17 protein-coding genes are annotated in these 20,214 nt (G+C 55.7%); 4 read left to right on the forward strand and 13 right to left on the reverse strand.

Annotation, left to right across the window (positions count from 1 at the left end; genetic code table 11):
• The first annotated feature begins 1 nt into the window (after nucleotide 1).
• Nucleotides 2-2,290, forward strand: a complete 2,289-nt coding sequence (locus BSK21_RS12295; protein WP_067550909.1) for a glycosyl hydrolase family 28-related protein — start codon at nucleotides 2-4, stop codon at nucleotides 2,288-2,290.
• 72 nt (nucleotides 2,291-2,362) lie between these two features.
• Entirely contained in the window at nucleotides 2,363-2,770 is a 408-nt protein-coding gene (locus tag BSK21_RS12300) for a universal stress protein (protein ID WP_067550828.1), read from the forward strand.
• A gap of 151 nt (nucleotides 2,771-2,921) precedes the next feature.
• Here BSK21_RS12300 and uvrB read toward each other — a convergent pair whose 3' ends face one another.
• Nucleotides 2,922-5,111, reverse strand: coding sequence for an excinuclease ABC subunit UvrB (uvrB, locus tag BSK21_RS12305; protein WP_067550829.1), 2,190 nt, complete (start codon nucleotides 5,109-5,111; stop codon nucleotides 2,922-2,924).
• A gap of 133 nt (nucleotides 5,112-5,244) precedes the next feature.
• Here uvrB and BSK21_RS12310 point away from each other — a divergent pair, with 133 nt between their 5' ends.
• Entirely contained in the window at nucleotides 5,245-5,556 is a 312-nt protein-coding gene (locus tag BSK21_RS12310; RefSeq protein ID WP_067550830.1) for an ETC complex I subunit, read from the forward strand.
• Nucleotides 5,557-5,727: 171 nt separating this feature from the next.
• Here BSK21_RS12310 and BSK21_RS12315 read toward each other — a convergent pair whose 3' ends face one another.
• The 6 genes from BSK21_RS12315 to BSK21_RS12340 form a co-directional block, all read right to left on the reverse strand.
• Complete coding sequence (locus tag BSK21_RS12315; RefSeq protein ID WP_067550831.1) at nucleotides 5,728-5,943, reverse strand: TIGR03643 family protein; 216 nt, start codon at nucleotides 5,941-5,943, stop codon at nucleotides 5,728-5,730.
• A 111-nt stretch (nucleotides 5,944-6,054) separates the two neighbouring features.
• Nucleotides 6,055-7,053, reverse strand: a complete 999-nt coding sequence (locus BSK21_RS12320; protein WP_156894216.1) for an endonuclease/exonuclease/phosphatase family protein — start codon at nucleotides 7,051-7,053, stop codon at nucleotides 6,055-6,057.
• Nucleotides 7,050-8,087, reverse strand: coding sequence for a sn-glycerol-3-phosphate ABC transporter ATP-binding protein UgpC (gene ugpC, locus BSK21_RS12325; RefSeq protein ID WP_067550832.1), 1,038 nt, complete (start codon nucleotides 8,085-8,087; stop codon nucleotides 7,050-7,052). The genes BSK21_RS12320 and ugpC overlap by 4 nt, the downstream gene beginning before the upstream one ends.
• A gap of 10 nt (nucleotides 8,088-8,097) precedes the next feature.
• On the reverse strand, nucleotides 8,098-8,949 hold the full coding sequence (locus BSK21_RS12330; protein WP_067550833.1) for an ABC transporter permease subunit: 852 nt from the start codon (nucleotides 8,947-8,949) through the stop codon (nucleotides 8,098-8,100).
• An 8-nt stretch (nucleotides 8,950-8,957) separates the two neighbouring features.
• Nucleotides 8,958-9,839, reverse strand: a complete 882-nt coding sequence (locus BSK21_RS12335) for an ABC transporter permease subunit (RefSeq protein ID WP_067550834.1) — start codon at nucleotides 9,837-9,839, stop codon at nucleotides 8,958-8,960.
• A 67-nt stretch (nucleotides 9,840-9,906) separates the two neighbouring features.
• On the reverse strand, nucleotides 9,907-11,208 hold the full coding sequence (locus BSK21_RS12340; protein ID WP_067550835.1) for an extracellular solute-binding protein: 1,302 nt from the start codon (nucleotides 11,206-11,208) through the stop codon (nucleotides 9,907-9,909).
• Nucleotides 11,209-11,407: 199 nt separating this feature from the next.
• On the opposite strand from BSK21_RS12340, the gene BSK21_RS12345 reads away from it, so the two are divergent.
• On the forward strand, nucleotides 11,408-12,400 hold the full coding sequence (locus BSK21_RS12345; protein ID WP_067550836.1) for a LacI family DNA-binding transcriptional regulator: 993 nt from the start codon (nucleotides 11,408-11,410) through the stop codon (nucleotides 12,398-12,400).
• Between the two features lie 160 nt (nucleotides 12,401-12,560).
• Here BSK21_RS12345 and glpK read toward each other — a convergent pair whose 3' ends face one another.
• The 6 genes from glpK to BSK21_RS12375 are packed head-to-tail and all read right to left on the reverse strand — an operon-like array spanning nucleotide 12,561 to nucleotide 20,200.
• Complete coding sequence (gene glpK, locus BSK21_RS12350) at nucleotides 12,561-14,072, reverse strand: glycerol kinase GlpK (RefSeq protein ID WP_067550837.1); 1,512 nt, start codon at nucleotides 14,070-14,072, stop codon at nucleotides 12,561-12,563.
• Between the two features lie 2 nt (nucleotides 14,073-14,074).
• Nucleotides 14,075-15,643, reverse strand: a complete 1,569-nt coding sequence (gene glpD / locus BSK21_RS12355) for a glycerol-3-phosphate dehydrogenase (RefSeq protein ID WP_067550838.1) — start codon at nucleotides 15,641-15,643, stop codon at nucleotides 14,075-14,077.
• Between the two features lie 15 nt (nucleotides 15,644-15,658).
• A complete protein-coding gene (locus BSK21_RS12360) occupies nucleotides 15,659-16,648 on the reverse strand; it encodes a YeiH family protein (RefSeq protein ID WP_067550839.1) in 990 nt (329 codons plus the stop codon).
• Nucleotides 16,639-17,703: an ABC transporter ATP-binding protein gene (locus tag BSK21_RS12365; protein ID WP_067550840.1), complete on the reverse strand. Its 1,065-nt coding sequence runs from the start codon at nucleotides 17,701-17,703 to the stop codon at nucleotides 16,639-16,641. Before BSK21_RS12365 ends, BSK21_RS12360 begins: the two co-directional genes overlap by 10 nt.
• A complete protein-coding gene (locus BSK21_RS12370; protein ID WP_067550841.1) occupies nucleotides 17,703-19,139 on the reverse strand; it encodes a carbohydrate ABC transporter permease in 1,437 nt (478 codons plus the stop codon). Before BSK21_RS12370 ends, BSK21_RS12365 begins: the two co-directional genes overlap by 1 nt.
• Nucleotides 19,136-20,200 carry a carbohydrate ABC transporter permease gene (locus tag BSK21_RS12375; RefSeq protein ID WP_067550842.1) on the reverse strand — a complete coding sequence of 355 codons (1,065 nt, stop codon included), beginning with the start codon at nucleotides 20,198-20,200 and terminating at the stop codon, nucleotides 19,136-19,138. The genes BSK21_RS12370 and BSK21_RS12375 overlap by 4 nt, the downstream gene beginning before the upstream one ends.
• Nucleotides 20,201-20,214: the final 14 nt, after the last annotated feature.

The following is a 20,214-nucleotide window of genomic DNA, read 5'->3' on the forward strand; positions in this document are numbered from 1 at the left end:
CATGAACAAAGCTATCACCGACGGTCTGGTCTTTATGCCGCCTGAATTCGCACTCGGTCTTTCGGTTTGGTCGAGCGGGGACGGCACTTCGGGGTCGGACACCTATGACGGATCAGGACAGGGCGTTTATGTGCCCGCCGATCAGCATTTTGACGGCTGTATCGAAATTCTATCGACCTCTGCGCTGCAAAAGCTGCGCTATATGGGTCAAACGACCATTCTACCGGGGTGTTATCTGCGCATTACCGCGCGGGTTAAGGCGATCTCTGGTTCGCTGCCCACTGTGCGCATTGCGGGCTGGGCTGGTGGCGCTGGTGGCAACCACGTGTCGGGCCTCACCGAGACAGGCCCAAAAGTGACGCTAAGCGCCTATGGCGAGGTGACAGAGATCAGCGCGATTGTCGGCACTGGCCCGCGTGGTGGCGTCGATATGGTCTGGCCTAACGCGATCTATGGTCACTTTGGCATCGACATCCTCGATGGCGCCGGCGGTGTGGTTCGCGTCGATGATATCGTGATTGAGGATGTCACCAACGTTTACATCCGCGACATGATCGGCTTTGTCGATGTGCGTGACTACGGCGCGGTGGGGGATGGCATCACCGACGACAGCGCCGCGTTTGAAGCCGCCGATGCGGATGCGAACGGACGTGAGGTGCTGGTCTCTGATGGCGTATTTTACCTCGGCAACCATGTGACCATCGAAAACCAGATCCACTTCTCTGGTTCCGTTGTGATGCCCGACGACAAACGGCTCGTCCTGCAAAAGAACTTTGACTTTGCGACCTACAACGATGCCTTTCCTGACGAAGAGATTGCCTTACGCAAGGCTTTTCAGGCGCTTTTGAACAACGCAGATCATGACTCGCTCGACCTTTGCGGACGACGAGTACAATTGAGCCGCCCCGTGGACATGCAAGCCGCCGAGGGGAGCAAAACCACCTACGCCAGCCGCCGCGTGATCCGCAATGGACAGCTACAGGCGAATAGCTCTGCCAATTGGGACAATATCATTGTCACATCGCAAGCGACCTATTCGGCGGCCAATTCGCGGCAACTGACGAATGTGGTGAATGTCGCCAATATTCCCATCGGATCGCACATCACGGGCAATGGTGTCGGGCGCGAAATCTACGTCAAAGACCGCAACATCGCCGCGCAAACCATCACACTCAACCAGCCGCTCTATGATGCGGAGGGGACGCAGGTCTTTACCTTTACGCGGTTCCAATACCTGCTCGATTTTTCGGGGTTTGAGAGCATTTCGAACTTCATCATCGACGGGGTGGATTTTAACTGTCAGGGCAACGCCAGCGGGGTCATGCTCGCTATTGAGGGCAGCATTTTCCAACTCCGCGATTGTCGCATGACGAAACCCAAAGACCGCGGGATCACCTCTGTCGGCGGAGCATGTCAGGGCTTGACCATCGACCGTTGCCAATTCCTGTCAAACGAGATGGACCAGCCCGTCAGCAACCGCACCACAATCGGGTTCAACGCAAACGCCAACGACGTGAAAATCCGCGATTGCCGCGTTGTGCGGTTCAAACATTTTTGCCTTTTGGGTGGCACTGGCAACCTGATCGTCGGCAACCACTGGTTCCACGGGGATGGCGAAACAGATGGCGTGCGTAAGGGCGGGATCATCTTTACCACGCCGAACGCAAAGTCGGTGATCACGGGCAACTACATCGATAACAACTTTATCGAATGGACCAATGAACACGACGAAACGCCCGCACTTGGGCAGCAGTATTCGTTCGGAGGTCTGACGATCACGGGCAATATCTTTACCGCTAACGATGTGGCCGATTGGTTCAACTACATCGTCATTAAACCCTACGGTCCCAACCACTACATCCACGGCCTATCGGTGACAGGAAACACCTTTCGCGTACTGAACGGCAGTATCCAGCGGGTCGAGAAAGTCGACACCACCTTTGCCGATCTCGACTACGGGCGGATGCGAAATGTCCTGTTCCAAGGCAACACGTTCAATGGCGTCCAAGAGGAAATCGAAAACCCCGCGATGATCGAACATAGCCAAGATACGGCGAGCTCTGCTTGGGTCGTCGATACAGCCCCTCTCCTGCCGTTTGGCGGACGCTCCCGCACCGTCGAAAGCTGCGCGCCCAATGGCGCGATCACCAATGCCTCGAATGCAACGCAGTTCGTGAACCCTTGGATCGACGCCTCATATGGCACCGCGCAGAGCCAAGTCCGACTGGTCTGGCCCTCGGCAGTCAAAGGCAAGGTCTGGGTGAAAGCCCGCATGGACAAACCCCTTTGATCAAGGGGTGATCTGGATCAATGCGGCGACTCTGTGCGCGTGATTGGTAGGGATCAGAAACAGGAGTCTGCTATGTACAAACACATCCTTGTGCCGGTCTCATTTGACGCGGGTTATGATTACCTCGATCCCTTTCCCATCGCTAAGGCGCTCGCCGAACCAGATGCGCGGATCAGCCTGATCCACGTCCTCGAAGAAGTGCCCAGCTACGCGATTTCCTACATGCCCGATGACTTCCGCGCAGAAAGCCGCGAAGCCATCCGTAATGATCTACAGGAAAAAGCAGCGGACATCCCCAATGCCGAGGTCTGGGTTGTCGATGGCCACGCTGGCCGCACCATCCTCGACTGGGCCGAAGAACACGGCGTCGATCTGATCGTGATGGCATCGCACCATCCGGGTCTGGGCGATTACCTCATCGGCTCGACCGCAGCGCGGGTTGTGCGTCATGCGCAATGCGCCGTTCACGTCATGCGCTGATCACTGAAAAACTTTTGGCCACGGGTTTCCTCGTGGCCAAACTTCGTGTTCTCTGAACACACAGTAGGAGACACACGATGCGCATCACCCTTGCTCTGATCACACTAACACTACTCACCGCATGTGGTGGCGTGCCGCTGGTGCCGTTTATCTAGCGCGACTTGCGACTACGTTTGTTGCCACCGCGCTGACCCGCGCGGCCAGCTGATGACCGCCCCGAAGCCTTACGGCTTTCTTCGACCGCATCGTCGACTGCGGACTGACGGGCCAATGGGTCGTCGGAAATCACCAGATCGACCGTCTCTAGCCGTTTGACTTCATCGCGCAGACGGGCTGCCTCTTCGAATTCGAGGTTTTCAGCGGCTTTGCGCATATCATTGCGCAACCCTTCTAGAACCGCCTCAAGGTTCCCGCCATGGAGCGGTTTGTCGATCGTAGCCGTCACGCGGGATTGATCCGTGTCGCCTTTGTAGAGGCCTGCAAGAATGTCATCGACGTTCTTTTTGACCGTCTGCGGCGTGATCCCGTGCTCCTCATTGTAGGCCATCTGACGGACACGGCGGCGTTCGGTTTCGCCCAGCGCCCGTTCCATCGACCCCGTGATCCGATCCGCATACATGATCACGCGGCCTTCGGCGTTCCGCGCCGCACGACCGATGGTCTGGATGAGCGAGGTTTCAGAGCGCAAGAAGCCCTCTTTGTCCGCATCGAGGATCGCAACCAACCCACATTCAGGAATATCGAGCCCCTCACGCAAAAGGTTGATCCCGATCAGGACGTCAAAGGCTCCCAAACGTAGGTCGCGCAAGATTTCGATCCGTTCAATCGTATCAATGTCCGAGTGCATGTAGCGCACGCGAATACCTTGTTCGTGCATGTATTCGGTCAGGTCTTCGGCCATGCGTTTGGTCAGCGTGGTGCAGAGCGTCCGATAACCTTCGGCAGCGACCTTGCGCACTTCGTCCAAGAGGTCATCGACCTGCATCTCAACAGGGCGGATTTCGACGACTGGATCAAGGAGGCCCGTCGGACGAATGATCTGTTCGGTAAAGACACCCCCCGTTTGTTCCAGCTCCCATGCGGCAGGCGTCGCCGACACATAGATCGACTGCGGGCGCATCGCGTCCCATTCTTCGAACTTGAGCGGGCGGTTATCCATACAGGACGGCAGGCGGAACCCGTGCTCTGCCAGCGTGAATTTGCGGCGATAGTCACCCTTATACATGCCGCCGATTTGTGGCACGGAAACGTGGCTTTCGTCGGCAAAAACGATCGCGTTGTCGGGGATAAATTCGAACAGCGTTGGCGGTGGCTCGCCCGGGGCACGGCCCGTCAGATACCGCGAATAGTTTTCGATGCCATTGCAGACACCCGTCGCCTCGAGCATCTCGAGGTCAAAGTTTGTCCGCTGCTCAAGGCGCTGCGCCTCCAGCAGTTTCCCCTCGTCCTGCAATTGCTTCAGCCGGACTTGGAGCTCTTCTTTAATACCCTTGATCGCCTGCTGCATCGTTGGGCGCGGGGTCACATAGTGGCTGTTTGCGTAAATTCTTACCTTATCGAAAGTATCGGTTTTCTCGCCGGTGAGCGGGTCAAATTCGTGAATAACCTCAAGCTCTTCACCAAAGAACGACAGCCGCCATGCCCGATCATCCAAGTGAGCTGGCCAAATTTCTAGGCTGTCACCGCGCACACGGAAACATCCCCGCTGGAACGCCGCATCATTGCGCCGATATTGCTGCGCCACAAGGTCCGCCATCACCTGACGCTGGTCATACATTTTGCCCGCGAACAGATCCTGCGTCATGGCCGAATAGGTTTCAACCGAACCGATACCGTAGATACATGAGACGGACGCCACGATGATAACATCGTCCCGCTCCAACAGTGCCCGCGTGGCCGAGTGGCGCATACGGTCGATCTGTTCGTTAATTTGGCTCTCTTTCTCGATATAGGTGTCCGACCGCGGCACATAGGCCTCTGGCTGGTAATAATCGTAATAGGACACGAAATATTCGACGGCGTTGTCAGGGAAGAACCCTTTGAACTCCCCATAAAGCTGCGCGGCGAGCGTTTTGTTTGGGGCGAGGATAATCGCAGGGCGCTGCGTTTCCTCAATCACCTTGGCCATCGTGAATGTCTTACCCGTACCCGTCGCCCCGAGCAGAACCTGATCGCGTTCGCCCTGCAAAATACCCGTCGACAGCTCCGCAATCGCCGTGGGCTGGTCGCCGGCGGGTTCGAACTCTGTGCTCATGACAAACCGTTTGCCGCCTTCCAGCTTTTCGCGCTGTTGCGGCGCGCGGTGCAACATTGGCATGTCTTGGGGGTTGTTGTTGTGCATCGGGGCTCCTGTGTCGGCCCTTATAATGTCCTCTTTTTGTTCACCTTCAAGGGGGGAGCAATCATCTGCTGACATAGCTTGAAACTGTCTGCGTTTTTCACGATAAGGAGCCAAGGAATTTGGAGGCATACCGATGCGCGCACGAATCTACCGCCCAGCAAAAACTGCAATGTCGTCTGGCACCGCCAAGATGAAGCAATGGGTTTTGGAATACGCTCCGGCGTCTGCACGCGAAGTTGACCCCCTGATGGGCTGGACCTCGTCTGGTGACACGCAAGCGCAAGTCAAACTGAAGTTCGACTCCAAAGAAGCGGCTCTGGACTACGCGCAGGCTCACGGCATCGACGCCGTCGTCCAAGACCCCAAGACCCGCAAACCCAACGTGCGCCCCGGCGGCTACGGCGACAACTTTGCCACCAACCGCCGCACCGTTTGGACCCACTGAGTTTGTAAATCGGGGCAAAGTTGTCTCGAAATAGGGGCAAGGATCCCGCGAACCCAAGTTTTGATCAAGATATAGGGCGCCCAATGGGCGCCTTTTCTATATGCTGACTTTGGGTTGAGGACGTCTGACTAGCGTCGCGAACTGAACCCCGCTCTGACGGTGGCCGAACGGCTATTTATAGTGTTCGCGACGGTCCGAAAAAACACGCACTCGCTTTCTCCAAGATTTGTAGCTTCCGGGTTTAAGGGTGTCTCGCATAAGCGCTTTGACAGCCTTCTCAGAGAGCCCGTACTGGCGCTCAATGTCCGCGAATTGGATATCATCAGACAGCGCCATTTCGACAATTTCGCTTAGATGTTCTTGGGGGATATTTTCTCGTTTCGTCATCCTCGTCGAGTTAGTCGGCTATGGCTTCAAATCAAGCAGCCGACCATCGAACGTCTGCTGTGCCCAAAGCGATGCCCACCTCATAGAGGCGGAACGTAAGGCTCGGACACTTTACTCGCGAACACACTCCATCACGATCAGATCATGATCTGATAGCGGAACCTCGCCATTCATCGATGACACGATGCGTGACGACTGTGCAGTCAGACTACGGCACGCAAACCAATCGAGTTTCATCGTTCGGTCTGGATGACGGGTGATGAGGCTGGGGCGGGTGGTCATGCCCTCGGCAGTGCCATCCCAGTGATAACCACGATCGCGCGCGTTCTCGAACAGGGACTCGGACTGCCACTTGAAATCAGGCGGCATGTGGTTGCCGGTGTTCAGGTCACCACCGATCACCGCAGGTAGGTCGGGGGCGAAATCGTCGATGGCATCCATCAGGATATTAAACTGGGCCGCGCGGTGAGCTTCGTTTGAATTGCTCTCAAGGTGGGTCGAGACGATACAAATTGGGCCGTGCTCGGTTTCGACTTCCGCAAGGAGAGCCATCCGACCACCGATACGCGGTTGACCTGGATCAGCGCCAAACTCTGTCGAAAACCAATGTCCGTGATCGTCGAGCCGCACGAGCGCGACGCGATTGAACGGCACCGCGGACAGGATCGCGTTGCCATGCCAGCCACGCGCGTTTTCGGTGTCCTCGCAGAATTCACGCTCGGTCGGACTGCCAAGGCCAAGCTCGAAAAACTCGACACCGTAGATGTAGGCCATGCCGAGGTGCGCTGCGACCTCTTCGGTCATGTGGCGTTGACCTGTGCGCGCCATGCCGTGATCGACCTCTGACAGCAGAACGATATCCACGCCTTCAGCCCGCAGTTTATCGGCTGTTTCTTTCGGGAATAGACAACGTTCGACATTCCACGCGGCAATCGTCAGCGGGCTTGGCAGAACCTCTTCAGTTGCCTTTCCTCCTGCCTGCGCAAAATGCATCGCGTCTGTTTGTTCGAACAGATCGCGGTGGGCGTCTGTGGTGCGCGGGGCAGCGAGGATTTTAGCCCGAAGATCTGCGGAAACGAGGGGCAGTTCGTACATAGTTTCGGTGATCATAGGCGGCGACCTGTCTGAGGATCAAAATACGAAAGCGTGTCAGGTTTGATAACCACGCGCAGCGGCCCCGTTTCAGCGGCAACGTCTTTGGCGACGCTGATCATGATCGACTGGCCTGCCCAAACCGCGTGGAGAATACGGTGTGCACCGAGTTCCTCGATAAGGGTAACGTCAATCTCAAAAGCACCGTTTGTATCAGGCAAGATGTCTTCGGGACGCACACCCAAGGTCACGAGGCCGCTACCATCAAACTCCGCAACCTTTTGCCCACCGACCATAACCGCGCCGTTCTCGCGCATGGCATCCAGAAGGTTCATCGGAGGCGCGCCCATAAACGACGCAACAAAGGTCGATGCTGGCGAATGATACACCTCGGACGGGGTTCCGATCTGTTCGATCTCTCCTCCGTTCATCACGATGATACGGTCGGCCATGGTCATTGCTTCGACCTGATCGTGGGTCACATAAACGGAGGTCACACCAAGGCGGCGCTGAAGGGCCTTAATCTCGATCCGCATCTGGTTGCGCAGTTTTGCGTCGAGGTTCGAGAGCGGTTCGTCGAACAAGAACAGCGATGGATCGCGGACAATCGCACGGCCCATTGCTACGCGCTGACGTTGGCCGCCAGACAATTGCGACGGTTTGCGATCAAGGTAGTCGTTGAGGTTCAAGAGGTTCGCGGCGTCTTCGACCTTTTGGTTGATCACATCCTTAGCGATCTTACGGTTCTTTAGCCCATATCCGATGTTTTTCCGAACCGTCATATGCGGGTAGAGCGCGTAGTTCTGGAACACCATCGCGATGTCGCGATCCGCAGGATCGACGGCATTCACAACACGGTCGCCGATATGCAGGTCGCCCTCGGTGATGTCCTCCAGCCCTGCGATCATGCGCAGCATCGTGGATTTACCACATCCAGACGGTCCGACGAGCACAACAAACTCGCCTTTTTCAATGGTGAAACTCGCAGGTTTCACGGCCTCAAAACCGTTTGGGTAAACCTTGCGGAGAGCGTTCAGAGTAACCTGAGCCATGGTAAATTCCTTACTTATCGGATTCCGTCAGGCCCTTTACGAACCAGCTCTGGAAGAAAATGACGATGAGGACGGGCGGAAGGATCGCAATGATCTGAAGGATGTTCGACTTGCCGTATTCGGGCAGGTTCGTGCCTTCGAGGGTTTGGGTGATCTGTTTGATCCCGCGAACGAGGGTGAACATCCCCTCATCGGTCGTGATCATGGTGGGCCAGAGGTATTGGTTCCACCCGTAGACGAACATGATGATGAACATCGCGGCAATCATGGTGCGCGAGAGCGGCACCAGAATGTCGATAAAGAACTTGATAGGACCAGCACCGTCAATGCGGGCGGCTTCGATCAACTCTTCGGGGACAGACCGGAAAAACTGTCGGAAAAAGAACGTAGCGGTGGCCGAGGCGATCAGGGGGACAATCAGGCCCTGATAAGTGTTCAGCATACCGAGCTTCTGGACGATTTCGTAGGACGGCAGGATGCGCACTTCGAGTGGCAGCAAGAGCGTCGTAAAGATAATCCAGAACGCCAAAGTCGCGAATTTCAGGCGGAAATAAACGATGGCGTAGGCGGCCATCATGCCGATAACGATCTTTCCAACGGCAAAGCCAAACCCAAGGATCAGCGAGTTATAGAGCATGCTCAGGCCCGTGTTTTCGCCGCTGAACCCAGAGGCTTCGAACATGGCCTTGTCAAAGTTGATCGGGATTTGATCCCCGAACACCAACCCGGGTCCATTGCGCATGGTTTCTAGGTCCGTTGTGGATGCCATTTGCAACAGCATCACCACAGGGAGGATCATAATCAGCGATCCGACAATCAGGATCGAATGGTCCACAATGTTTTCAAACTTAATACGTTTCATCGTGATCCTCAGGTGTAATGGATGCGGCGTTCCACCATGCGGAACTGGAAAACGGTCAGCGCAAGAACGAGCACCATGAGCACAACAGACTGCGCCGACGACCCGCCGAGGTCATTGCCGCGGAAGCCATCGACATAAACGCGGTAAACGAGCGTCATTGGGTTGTTGCTTGGTTCCCCTTTCACCACCGTGTCGATGATGCCGAAGGTGTCAAAGAGCGCGTAGGTGATGTTGATGATCAGCAGAAAAAACGCAGTCGGAGCGAGAAGTGGAAAGGTCACATCCCAGAACCGCCCCGATGCCGAACGGTTGTCGATCAGCGCGGCCTCGCGGACGGATTTAGGAATGGATTGCAAGCCCGACAGAAAGAAGATGAAATTCACGGGTAGCTGTTTCCAGACAGAGACAACGACCATCGCAAAGGCGGTATCGAAGTAATTCACGCCCAGTCGGAAATCCCATCCGAAGAGGCCAAAGAAGTCCTTGAGCGGTCCCCATGTCTGGTCAAACAAAACAAGGCCAATTACGCCCGCGACGGGTGGTGCGACAGCATAGACCCACATCAGTAGGGTGCGGTATGCCTTGGCCCCCTTGATCACTTTGTCGGCCTTCACCGCCAAGAGAAGCGCGAGTGACAGGGATAGGATCGTCACCAGTAAGGTGAAGACGACCGTGAATTGTGCGGATCGCAGGTAGGCAGAGGAGTTCAACAGCGAGGTGTAGTTCTTCATCCCGACGAAGGTTTCGCCAAAGCCAAACGGGTCCTGAAGGTAAAAGGACGATTTAACCGCATGGGCGGCCGGCCAGTAAAAGAAGATGAGAATGATGGATAGCTGCGGAAGCAGTAATAGGATCGGCAACCATCGTGTCGAAAATCCTGCGCGTTTCATGAAACCCCCTAAAATATGGACTGGCGGCCGCATTTCTGCAGCCGCCAGCGGTGTCTGAGCTAAGCGATTAACCTTGGGTCATCGCAAAGCGCGACAGGAGCTCGTTTGCTTCGGATTCGATGGTTGCGAATGCGTCATCAACCGAGGTCTCACCCGTCAGGATGCGGCCGAATTCACGGTTCATCACGTCGCGGATCTGAACGTAGAAGCCCATGCGGTAGCCTTTGGTGTTCTCACCAGAAGCGAGCGAAAGCTGCTGGATGCCAACTTCGGCAGCAGGGAAGCGATCATAGTGACCGTCTGCTTTTGCCATTTCGTAGGCCGCAGTGGTGATCGGCACATAGCCGGTTTCACGGTGCCACATGTACTGAACTTCTGACGAAGTCAGGTAGTCAAAGAATGCTGCAGTTGCTGCGTTTTCTTCGTCAGACTGACCAGCCATCGCAAAGAGCGATGCGCCACCGATAAAGGTCTGGGTCGGCTCTGTGGTGATCGACTCCCAGTAAGGAAGGTATGTTGCCGAGAATTCAAACGGCAGGTCTTTCTGCATCAGGCCACCGAACGAACCCGAAGAGCCCATCCACAGTGCAACTTTGCCTTCTTCGAACGGGGCTTGGTTGTCGTCCCACGATGCGCCGTACCAGCCAAAGTAGCCCTCATCGAGCCATTCTTTGACGTTGGTCCAGTGCATTTTCAGTTCGTCGGAGTTGACGAGGATCTGAGTGTCAACGCCAGTGTAACCGTTATCGTTCGTTGCGAACGGCAGGTTGTGGCGGGACATGAAGTTCTCAACAAAGATCCACGGAGAGTGGGATTCTGCGAGCGGAATGTAACCAGCAGCAACCAGAGCAGGCGCGGTTACAGTTTCAAACTCTTCCCAAGTTTTCGGCGCTTCAACACCAGCAGCAGCCAGAGCGTCTACGTTGAAGTACATGATCGGCGAGGACGAGTTGAACGGCATACCGATCATCTTGCCATCTGCGTCAGCGTAGAAGTAACGAACGCCAGAGATGTAGTCGTTGATATCGAACTCAACGCCGTTTGCTTCGAGCAGGTCCTGAACTGGAACAGTCGCGCCTTTTGCGCCGATCACGGTTGCAGCGCCAGCGTCAAACACCTGCATGATGTTCGGCTGTTCGCCAGCACGGAACGCAGCGATACCAGCGGTGAGGGTCTCCTCGTAAGAACCTTTGAACACTGGTGTGATGGTGTATTCGTCTTGGCTCGCGTTAAAGTCGGCAGCGATCTGGTTGACGGTGTCACCCAGTTTGCCGCCCATTGCGTGCCACCAAGTAATTTCAGTTTCAGCGAAAGCAGTGTTGGCAACCAGCGCGAGGGCGGCAGCCGAAACGAAAGACAGGTGTTTCATTCTCATTCTCCAATCAAAGCCGACAAAGCCTTGGGTTAGACAACGCCCTCAAATGTGGACGCGATGGCAGGTGCTGACCCCCGTGGGTCAGAGTTTTGCCAGACAGCCGCAGCGCTTTGATTCCGCTTGCACACCATCTGCACACGTGTTCACATACCGATGTTGTGTAACGCCAAGGTGACGTGGAGAGCATTTTTTCATGACTGGTCAAAAACGTCGGGTCACCGCTGCTGACGTGGCAAAGCTCGCGGATGTGTCTCGATCCGCCGTGTCCCGCGCCTTTACTGAGGGCGCCTATCTGGATGCCGATAAGAAAACCCGCATCCTAAAAGCTGCCGATGAATTGGGGTATCGTCCGAATGCCCTTGCGGCCAGTTTGCAGGGGGCGGGGTCGTACCTCGTGGCCATCTTCGTCGGCGAAATGCCCAACCACTACGACAAGGAAGTCGCGACCGCATTGATCAACGGACTCAACGCTGCGGGTAAATGGCCCATCGTTGTCGGCGGGTCTGGCGATGCGGCAAAAGCCGCCGTTCAAAACGTCCTTCGATATCCGCTCGAAGCGATGATCCTCCGGTCGGGGAGCCTCGGTGCCGATGTCGTGTCGTCCTGCCTAAAGCTCGGCATTCCGGTGATTTCATCAGGTCGCATCGTCGAGGGGCCAAACGTCGACAACATCTGCGTCCGAAACCGCGAGGCCATGGCGGTGATGACGAAACACTTGATTAAACAAGGTCGCCGGAAATTTGCCTATCTTTCGGGACCAGGAGCATTTTGGTCCACGGGTGAACGTTACGGCGGGTTTGAAGAGACACTGAAAGCGCATAACCTCGAACCAGTTTCGCGGCTGTATGGTGATTATACCGTGATGAGCGGGTTCAACGCGATGCAGGGGCGTTCCGATCTAGCGGACATGGATGCCTTGGTGTGCGCCAACGATGCGATGGCGCTGGGCGCTTTGATGTCTCTAAAGGAGCAAGGCATTTCCGTGCCTGAAGACATCGCCGTGACGGGGTTTGATGATATCTCAATGGCGGAATGGCCCAACATGGCGCTTACCACCCTGCGCAATCCAATCGAACCGTTGGTGAAAGGGACGATAGACCTTCTTCTGGCACGGGAAGCCGATCCCGATCGTGCTGGCGAAACCAAATGGCTCGATGCTGAATTGGTCCTACGCGCAACGCATTGAACGGGTCACAGATCAACGCACGACCAACCCAGTACATCGAAATCAGATACATCAAACGAACAACAAAAATTACGAGAACGATCTAAAGGGCCCCTGCCACAAAGTGGTTACGGTAGATTGGGCGAACTTCGGTCATTCACTGCAACGTAAAACGTGTTCGCTATTGGCTGGATGATACAGCCCCCATTGTCGCTGCGACCGCGCGTTTCCATGCTGCGTAACGTCGGTCTCTGAGCGCGTCATCCATCGTGGGTTCGAAACGTGCATCGACCTTCCAGCGGCGCGCGAAGGTATCCTGTTCAGGATAGAAGCCGACGAATTGCCCTGCGAGCCATGCCGCCCCGAGAGCGGTGGTTTCAAGGACCTCGGGCCGATCGACGGGGGCACCGATGATGTCGGCGAGGAATTGCATCGTCCAGTCAGAGGCCGTCATCCCGCCATCGACCCGCAGGGTGGCCGTAGCCTCATCCGTGCTCCAATCCGCTTTCATCGCTTCCAAGAGGTCGCGCGTTTGGAACCCCACACTTTCAAGTGCCGCCTTGGATAATTCCGCTGGACCCGAGTTGCGTGTCAGGCCAAAGATCGCGCCCCTGCAGTCGGGGTTCCAGTAGGGTGCACCCAGCCCTGTGAACGCAGGCACGAGGATGACATCTTGTCCAGCGTCCGCGCTCTGGGCGAGGGATTGCGTTTCTGACGCGTTGTCGATGATCTGCAATCCGTCCCTCAACCACTGCACCACCGCGCCCGCGATAAAAATAGATCCTTCGAGGGCATAGGTTGGCCTGCCGTTTAATTGATACGCAATCGTTGTGAGCAAGCGATTGTTCGACCGCACGGGCACGCCGCCTGTGTTCAACAGCGCAAAGCAGCCCGTGCCATATGTCGACTTCATCATGCCGGGTTCAAAGCATGCTTGGCCGACCGTCGCCGCCTGCTGATCCCCCGCGACGCCCGTGATCGGGATCGGTGCACCAAACAGATCAGCCTGCGTTGTCCCAAATTCAGCGGCGCAGTCTTTGACCTCGGGCAGCATCGCCATCGGGATATCAAAGAGATCACAGATCGTCTGGCTCCACCGTCCCTTGTGAATATCGTAGAGCATGGTGCGCGCCGCATTGGTCGCATCGGTCACATGGGACGCGCCGCCCGTCAGCTTCCAGATCAGGTAGCTATCCACCGTGCCAAAGAGCAGATCACCACGCCGCGCCTTGTCCCGCGCACCATCAACGTGATCCAAAATCCATTTCACCTTGGTCGCAGAAAAATACGGATCGACGAGCAACCCCGTCCGATCCGTGATCATCTCTGCGTGGCCCGCAGCGGTCAGGTTGCGGCAAAACTCTGCCGTGCGTCGGTCCTGCCAAACGATCGCATTATAGACAGGATCGCCTGTGGTGCGATCCCAAACCAAGGTCGTTTCGCGCTGGTTGGTGATGCCTATTGCGGCCACATGGTCTACCGTGGCCTTGGCCTGTTCCAGCGCCCCACGCGCCGTGGCGACAACCGTTGTCCATAGGTCGCTCGGTTCATGTTCGACCCACCCCGACTGCGGGAAGTGCTGCGGGAATTCCTCTTGGGCGCTCGCCACAATGGTCATATCCGCATCAAAGAGGATCGCCCGCGATGAAGTCGTTCCTTGGTCAATCGCAAGAATGTACTGTTTTGACTGCATCCTCAGGACCTCCTCTTATCCCGCATCCACGCATCGAGCGCTTCCACCTCTGCGTCCTCAAACCTTAGGCCAAGCTTGGTCCGGCGCCAAAGAACATCCTCGGCCTCTCGCGCGAACTCGTGTTCCATCAACCAATTTACTTCGGCCTCATAGAGGGTCGCCCCGAAATGCTGACCAAGCTCTTCTATCGATCTAGCCTGCCCGAGGATCGTCCAGAGATCGGTGCCATATCCACGCACCAATCGTCTAATCAAACGGTCTTCAAGGAACGGAAACTGTATCCTCGCCTCGACGATCAAATGATCCACCCCATCGACAGGGAAATCACCACCTGGCAGCGGCACGCCAGCCGTCCAATCGGGTTTTAGGTCTGGGACATAGCCTTTGACCTTCGCCATCGCGGCCTCGGCAAGCCGCCTATAGGTCGTGATCTTGCCCCCGAAAATATTGAGGATCGGTGCCCCGCCCGTATCATCGACCTTCAGCGTGTAATCGCGCGTCGCGGCCGTCGCCGAGCTGGATCCATCATCGTGGAGAGGCCGAACGCCCGAGTAGGTCCAGACAACATCGTCGGCTGTAAGCTGGCGTTTGAAATAGCCGTTGGCAAAGCGGATCAGATAGTCGCGCTCATCCTCCGTGCAGAGCGGTTTTTCCGAGACATCGTGATGTTCCGCATCCGTGGTTCCGATCAGGGTAAAGTCCGTCTCATAGGGAATGGCAAAAATGATCCGCCCATCGGTCCCTTGGAAGAAATAGCATTTATCGTGATCATAGAGACGCTTGGTCACGATATGGCTGCCGCGCACCAAACGCACCCCATCGCGAGAGTTGAGGCGCAGGGTATTCGCGATCACATTACCAACCCATGGCCCCGCCGCATTGATGAGCATCCGTGCCCGTTCGGTGCTGTGCTCGCCCGTCTCTACGTCCTCTAACGTGACGACCCAATGATCCTCCAATCGATCCGCAGCGATCACCTTTGTGCGGGTCAAAACGCGCGCCCCGCGGTTCACCGCATCGCGTGCATTCAACGCGACAAGCCGCGCGTCCTCTACCCAGCAATCGGAATATTCGTAGGCCGTTTCGAATTTGGAGAGAAGCGGCTCCCCTTCCACAGCGGTCCTCAGATCAACCAACTGCGTGGGGGGCAAAATCTCACGTCCGCCCAGATGATCGTAGAGGAAAAGCCCCAACCGAATGAGCCACGCGGGCCTGCGTCCCTTCATCCACGGCATCACGACATTCAACAACCGCGAGGTCGGCGTCGCACCTTCGAACCGCATCGAGTCGTGATACGGCAACACAAACCGCATCGGCCATGAAATATGCGGCATCGCTTGCAGGAGCGTTTCGCGTTCAATCAGTGCTTCGCGCACCAAACGAAATTCAAAATATTCGAGATACCGCAAACCACCGTGGAAAAGCTTGGTTGACGCTGACGATGTTGCCGAAGCCAAATCCCCCTGCTCGGCCAGAACAACAGAAAGACCGCGACCCGCGGCATCACGGGCAATCCCGCAGCCATTGATCCCGCCGCCAATGATAAACAGGTCATGTATCTGATCGGTCATCCTTGCCCCCAAACGTCAGCCGAACGCCAACACTCCTAGCATCACAAAAATCGCCAAGAACGCTGTCAGGGACGCGACCAAACCAACGGCCCCACCGCCAACCTTCTGCAAATCCTGAAGCGATGTCTTCATCCCAACCGCAGCTACAGCCGTAATCAAACAAGCACGTGACAGGTGATTGGAATATTCGATCAAAGCTATAGGGAAAACGTGAAAGGAATTCAGCCCTGCCAGCACAATAAACACGAGTACGAACATCGGCACGATCGGGGGTGCGGTTTCAGCGGGCGCATTTTTTCGCAAGACGAGTGCCCCAACAAAGACGACAGGCGCCAACATCGTCACGCGGAATAGCTTGATCAGCGTGGCAACTTCGCCAGTTTCATCCGACATCGAAAATCCGGCGCCGACGACCTGAGCAACATCGTGGATCGTGCCGCCTAAGAATATTCCCGCCAATCTATCGTCAAAGCCAACCACGGATGCCACGATAGGATAGACAATCATCGCAACGGTCGATGCAACAGTGACTGAAACCACAGTGAACGTCAGGTTGGTTTCGCTTTTGTCATGTTTGGGCAAAAGGCTGGCCAATGCGAGGGCTGCAGATGCACCACAAATGGCAACCGATCCCCCAGCCAAAAACCCAAACGCATAATCTTTGCCAAAGACACTAGCCGTTAAGATGCCAATGGCGATTGTTAGCAGGACACCGAGTGCAATCAACACAGCAAAAGTTGGCCCGATTTGCCAAAGCAGTTCAACGCTCACTCTGAGCCCCAAGAGGGCAACGCCGATCCGAAGAACAGACTTGGCCGCGAAATTAATACCCTCGGACATACGAGGGTCGTTTGACAGAAACTGGAACGGTATCCCCAAAAGGATCGCCATCAACATGACCGGCGCACCGTAGTGGTCCGACAAGAATTGCGCCGCCATTGCAACCAATAGGGCCATGAACAAACCCGGCGCGACGCCTTTGGCGCGGGCGGCTGTTAGTAACATGCGAGACCAGTGTCTTGTCGGAATATGTAAAGGGCCGAGGGGGATACGGACAGTTTAACAACATCTCCAATCTTAACCGATGTCTGTCCCGATTGATGAACCGTCACTGTTTGGCCCGTTGCAAGTTCGCCAAAAACATAGCTTTCCGATCCCAATTGTTCGACCTCGGTAACAGCCAGTGCGAGCGGTCCACTATCGTCAATCGCCAGATCACGCGGCCTAAAGCCCACTTCGACAGCGTCACCAGTAGCAACACCAGCACGGGCGCGATCAATGTTCAGATGGGTTCCGTCGCTGAGTTTTACGCCACCCTCAGCAATCGTCGCGGTTACAAAATTCATTGATGGTGAACCAATAAAGCCCGCGACAAATCGGTTCTTTGGCGCATTGAACAGCTCAAGCGGGGTTCCGAATTGTTCAACCTTCCCTGCGCGAAGCACCGCAATCTTGTCGGCCATTGTCATAGCTTCGACCTGATCATGGGTGACGTAAATCATCGTGTTCCCCAACCGGCGGTGCAAATTGGCAATCTCGCGCCGCATGTTCACACGCAGTTCTGCATCAAGGTTCGAGAGAGGCTCGTCAAACAAGAATACTTTGGGTTCACGAACCACCGCGCGCCCGATTGCAACGCGCTGACGCTGCCCTCCAGAAAGCTGGCCCGGTCGACGATCAAGGTAATCTTCGATCTGCAGCATACGTGCTGCGTCCTCGACTCGTTTTGCGATCTCGGCTTTCGGCGTATTCAGGTTTTCGAGGCCGAAACTCAGGTTCTTTCTCACCGACATGTGCGGATAGAGAGCATAGGATTGGAACACCATTGCCAGCCCACGCTGCGACGCAGGAACATGGTTCACAACTTCCCCATCAATTCGAACCTCGCCGTCGGTGATGCTCTCGAGGCCAGAAATCATGCGCAAAAGCGTAGATTTCCCGCAACCCGAAGGCCCGACGAAGACGCAAAACTCCCCCGAAGCGATTTCCATGTCGATGCCATGAATGACCTCAACCGCACCGTAGTGTTTCACAACTTTGGAAAGGACGAGATCAGTCATTATTTCAGCCCCGTATTGGCGATGCCTGTGGTGATGTATTTCTGGAGGAACACGAAAACGAGCGTGGAAGGCACGAGACTAACCATGGTCATGGCAAGTCGGTAATGCTCTTGGCTCAGGTGTTCACCGCGAAACTCCAGCAGGCAGAGTTGGATGGTGTAAGCCTCTTTGGTGGTCGCGATAGCCACAAGAGGAAGAATAAGGTCGTTCCACCGCCAAATGACGGACAGGATTGCGAGAGCAGCAATCGCAGGGAGTGCCAGAGGCAGAACAATGCGCCAATAGACCTTCCACTCGGACGCTGCATCCATACGTGCTGCCTCAATCAGCTCATCTGGGATCGACAACATGTATTGGCGCAGCAGGAACACACCTGTTGGCGTTGCAGCCCCCGGAATGATCACGCCCCAAATCGACCCTGACAAACCTGTCGCGTAGACCGCCTTGAACACCCCGACGAGAGTGATGGTCGGCGGCACCATAAGGGTCGCTAGGATCACAATAAAGAACGCGACCTGACCGCGGAATTTATACTTCGCCAATGCAAAGGCAGCCATCGAGTTGATCAACAACGTTAGCACAGTCGCAATCACAGTGACCAAGACGGAATTGGTGAAACAGGTGGCAAAATTTACGTTCACGCCGAATGCGCGCCCTGTAACCGGATCAGTGAAGTTTTCCCAACTCGGATCGAGGGTCCGCCTCATGGTGATGGACGACGTGTCCAAACGCACCACATCATCGGTGCGATTGTCGACATACCGCGCAGGAGTGAAGTCTCGGGTCGCTTTGAAGTTGGAAATGCCGAACTCCGTTTCCACGCCTGTCACTGGATCAGGTGCCGTAACCAAAACCTGCAACGCAAGCCGCGCTGGTTCGTATGGTTCGAGGTTCAGATACTCGGACAAGAGGCGGACGTCTTCTGTGTCGAGAGACTTCAATACGCCATCCAGATCATATTCGCCGCGCGCGCTGGCTGACATCGACGGGTAGCGAACGATCCATTCCGGCAAATTCTTCGCTTCAATCAAATCCCGAACCAGCGACGGTACCTGTCCTAAGTGCGATCTTAGCGCATAGAGGTCACGACCTTCAAAACCGCTCAGAAACTCTGAGACATCCCGCGCAGCACGTTCGTCGTTGGACAAGTCACCCCAATTCAATACCCACTGCGGCAAATCTGGGATGAAGAAGATCTGGTTTCCATCTGGGTAAGACACCGTAGCCCGCGCAACCGTCTCAAACGACGTCGGCAGCAGCGACAAATCCTGTTTTTCCAGCTGCGACGAGGACTTCAACGAATTGAGCGCCAGCCATGCCACCGGCAAGAGGATCAGCAACACCCCAGACAGCAGATATGCATAGGTCAGATAATCGAGCCAATTCGCCCGCTGTCCGCCCGCTTTACGCGTTAGAAAAGTGGTTACTGCGTTCATGCTTTGCTCGATTTCGACGAAAGGTAAACTTGGAGAAGAGAGAGGATGATCAAGACAATCGCGACCAAGAGCGATGCCATGGCAGCGATCCCCAAACCGTTGGCGGTTGGTTGCCCGCGAAGGCCTGATGCTTCGAAGATATAACCCACGAGAGAGGTCCACCGAACCGACATGGCGTAAAGCTCTTCAAAAGCTTGAAAGGCTTTGATCAGTGAAAGAACCGTCACGACCAGTAGCGTCGGCGCAAGGAGCGGGATGGTGATCCGCGTCAACTGGCGCCACGCCGATGTGCCGTCCATCTCGGCCGCTTCATAAACATCACGCGGGATCGCCTGAAGTCCCGCGAGGAGGATCAGCATATAGAACCCGAGGTGTGCCCATGTGTAGACAAAGACCGACCAGAACATGGTCCAAGAGGGGTCTGTCAGCCATTGGATCGGCTCATCAATCCAACCCCACATCATCAAGGTTTGCGACAGCACACCTTGCCGTTTCAGGATCAGTGACCACAAGAAGCCGACAACCACGGGCGACAGCATCACAGGGTAGAAAAAGACTGCTCGCCAGAACCCACGGGCGACAATTTTGCGGTTCAGCGCCAAGGCAGAAATCAGAGCAACCGCGATCATGATCGGCACTTGGAACACGACAAATGTTGCTGTCGCGTAGACGGCGCCAAGGAATTTATCGTCTTCTAGATTGGGTGCGCCCGTATCAATCTGTGTCTCAGCCAGCAGACGACGCAGGTTATCTAGCCCTGCCCAATCGCGTTCAGAGAACAAGATTGATTGGCCTTCGGTGACCGAGAAGCCGAAGTTGATAAACATGGGTGCAAAGGTAAATGCTCCAAAGATCAACATATTAGGCAAGAGAAACAGGTATGGGAGCCCCGTCGCACCTGCAAGCTTCTGTGTCATTTCAATCGGCCAGCCAATCACGCTGACTGCACGGTCCCACAAGGGGCCAGTTGGGCGCAAAAGCGCCCAACCGATGAGAAGATAGACCAGCAGATAAAGTGGCCATGGGGCACCCGCAAACGCGGCGTGAAGCGCCTCTGTCATACGAATGCCTCCGC

The sequence above is a fragment of the Marivivens sp. JLT3646 genome, from assembly GCF_001908835.1.
In the GTDB taxonomy this organism is placed as follows: domain Bacteria; phylum Pseudomonadota; class Alphaproteobacteria; order Rhodobacterales; family Rhodobacteraceae; genus Marivivens; species Marivivens geojensis.

Coding starts and splice junctions, on each gene's coding strand:
- BSK21_RS12310 (WP_067550830.1), top strand. CDS start 5,245: ATGCGCGCACGAATCTACCGCCCAGCAAAAACTGCAATGTCGTCTGGC.
- BSK21_RS12315 (WP_067550831.1), bottom strand. CDS start 5,943: ATGACGAAACGAGAAAATATCCCCCAAGAACATCTAAGCGAAATTGTC.
- BSK21_RS12375 (WP_067550842.1), bottom strand. CDS start 20,200: ATGACAGAGGCGCTTCACGCCGCGTTTGCGGGTGCCCCATGGCCACTT.
- uvrB (WP_067550829.1), bottom strand. CDS start 5,111: ATGCACAACAACAACCCCCAAGACATGCCAATGTTGCACCGCGCGCCG.
- ugpC (WP_067550832.1), bottom strand. CDS start 8,087: ATGGCTCAGGTTACTCTGAACGCTCTCCGCAAGGTTTACCCAAACGGT.
- glpK (WP_067550837.1), bottom strand. CDS start 14,072: ATGCAGTCAAAACAGTACATTCTTGCGATTGACCAAGGAACGACTTCA.
- glpD (WP_067550838.1), bottom strand. CDS start 15,643: ATGACCGATCAGATACATGACCTGTTTATCATTGGCGGCGGGATCAAT.
- BSK21_RS12340 (WP_067550835.1), bottom strand. CDS start 11,208: ATGAAACACCTGTCTTTCGTTTCGGCTGCCGCCCTCGCGCTGGTTGCC.
- BSK21_RS12335 (WP_067550834.1), bottom strand. CDS start 9,839: ATGAAACGCGCAGGATTTTCGACACGATGGTTGCCGATCCTATTACTG.
- BSK21_RS12300 (WP_067550828.1), top strand. CDS start 2,363: ATGTACAAACACATCCTTGTGCCGGTCTCATTTGACGCGGGTTATGAT.
- BSK21_RS12370 (WP_067550841.1), bottom strand. CDS start 19,139: ATGAACGCAGTAACCACTTTTCTAACGCGTAAAGCGGGCGGACAGCGG.
- BSK21_RS12295 (WP_067550909.1), top strand. CDS start 2: ATGAACAAAGCTATCACCGACGGTCTGGTCTTTATGCCGCCTGAATTC.
- BSK21_RS12360 (WP_067550839.1), bottom strand. CDS start 16,648: ATGTTACTAACAGCCGCCCGCGCCAAAGGCGTCGCGCCGGGTTTGTTC.
- BSK21_RS12365 (WP_067550840.1), bottom strand. CDS start 17,703: ATGACTGATCTCGTCCTTTCCAAAGTTGTGAAACACTACGGTGCGGTT.
- BSK21_RS12330 (WP_067550833.1), bottom strand. CDS start 8,949: ATGAAACGTATTAAGTTTGAAAACATTGTGGACCATTCGATCCTGATT.
- BSK21_RS12345 (WP_067550836.1), top strand. CDS start 11,408: ATGACTGGTCAAAAACGTCGGGTCACCGCTGCTGACGTGGCAAAGCTC.
- BSK21_RS12320 (WP_156894216.1), bottom strand. CDS start 7,053: ATGATCACCGAAACTATGTACGAACTGCCCCTCGTTTCCGCAGATCTT.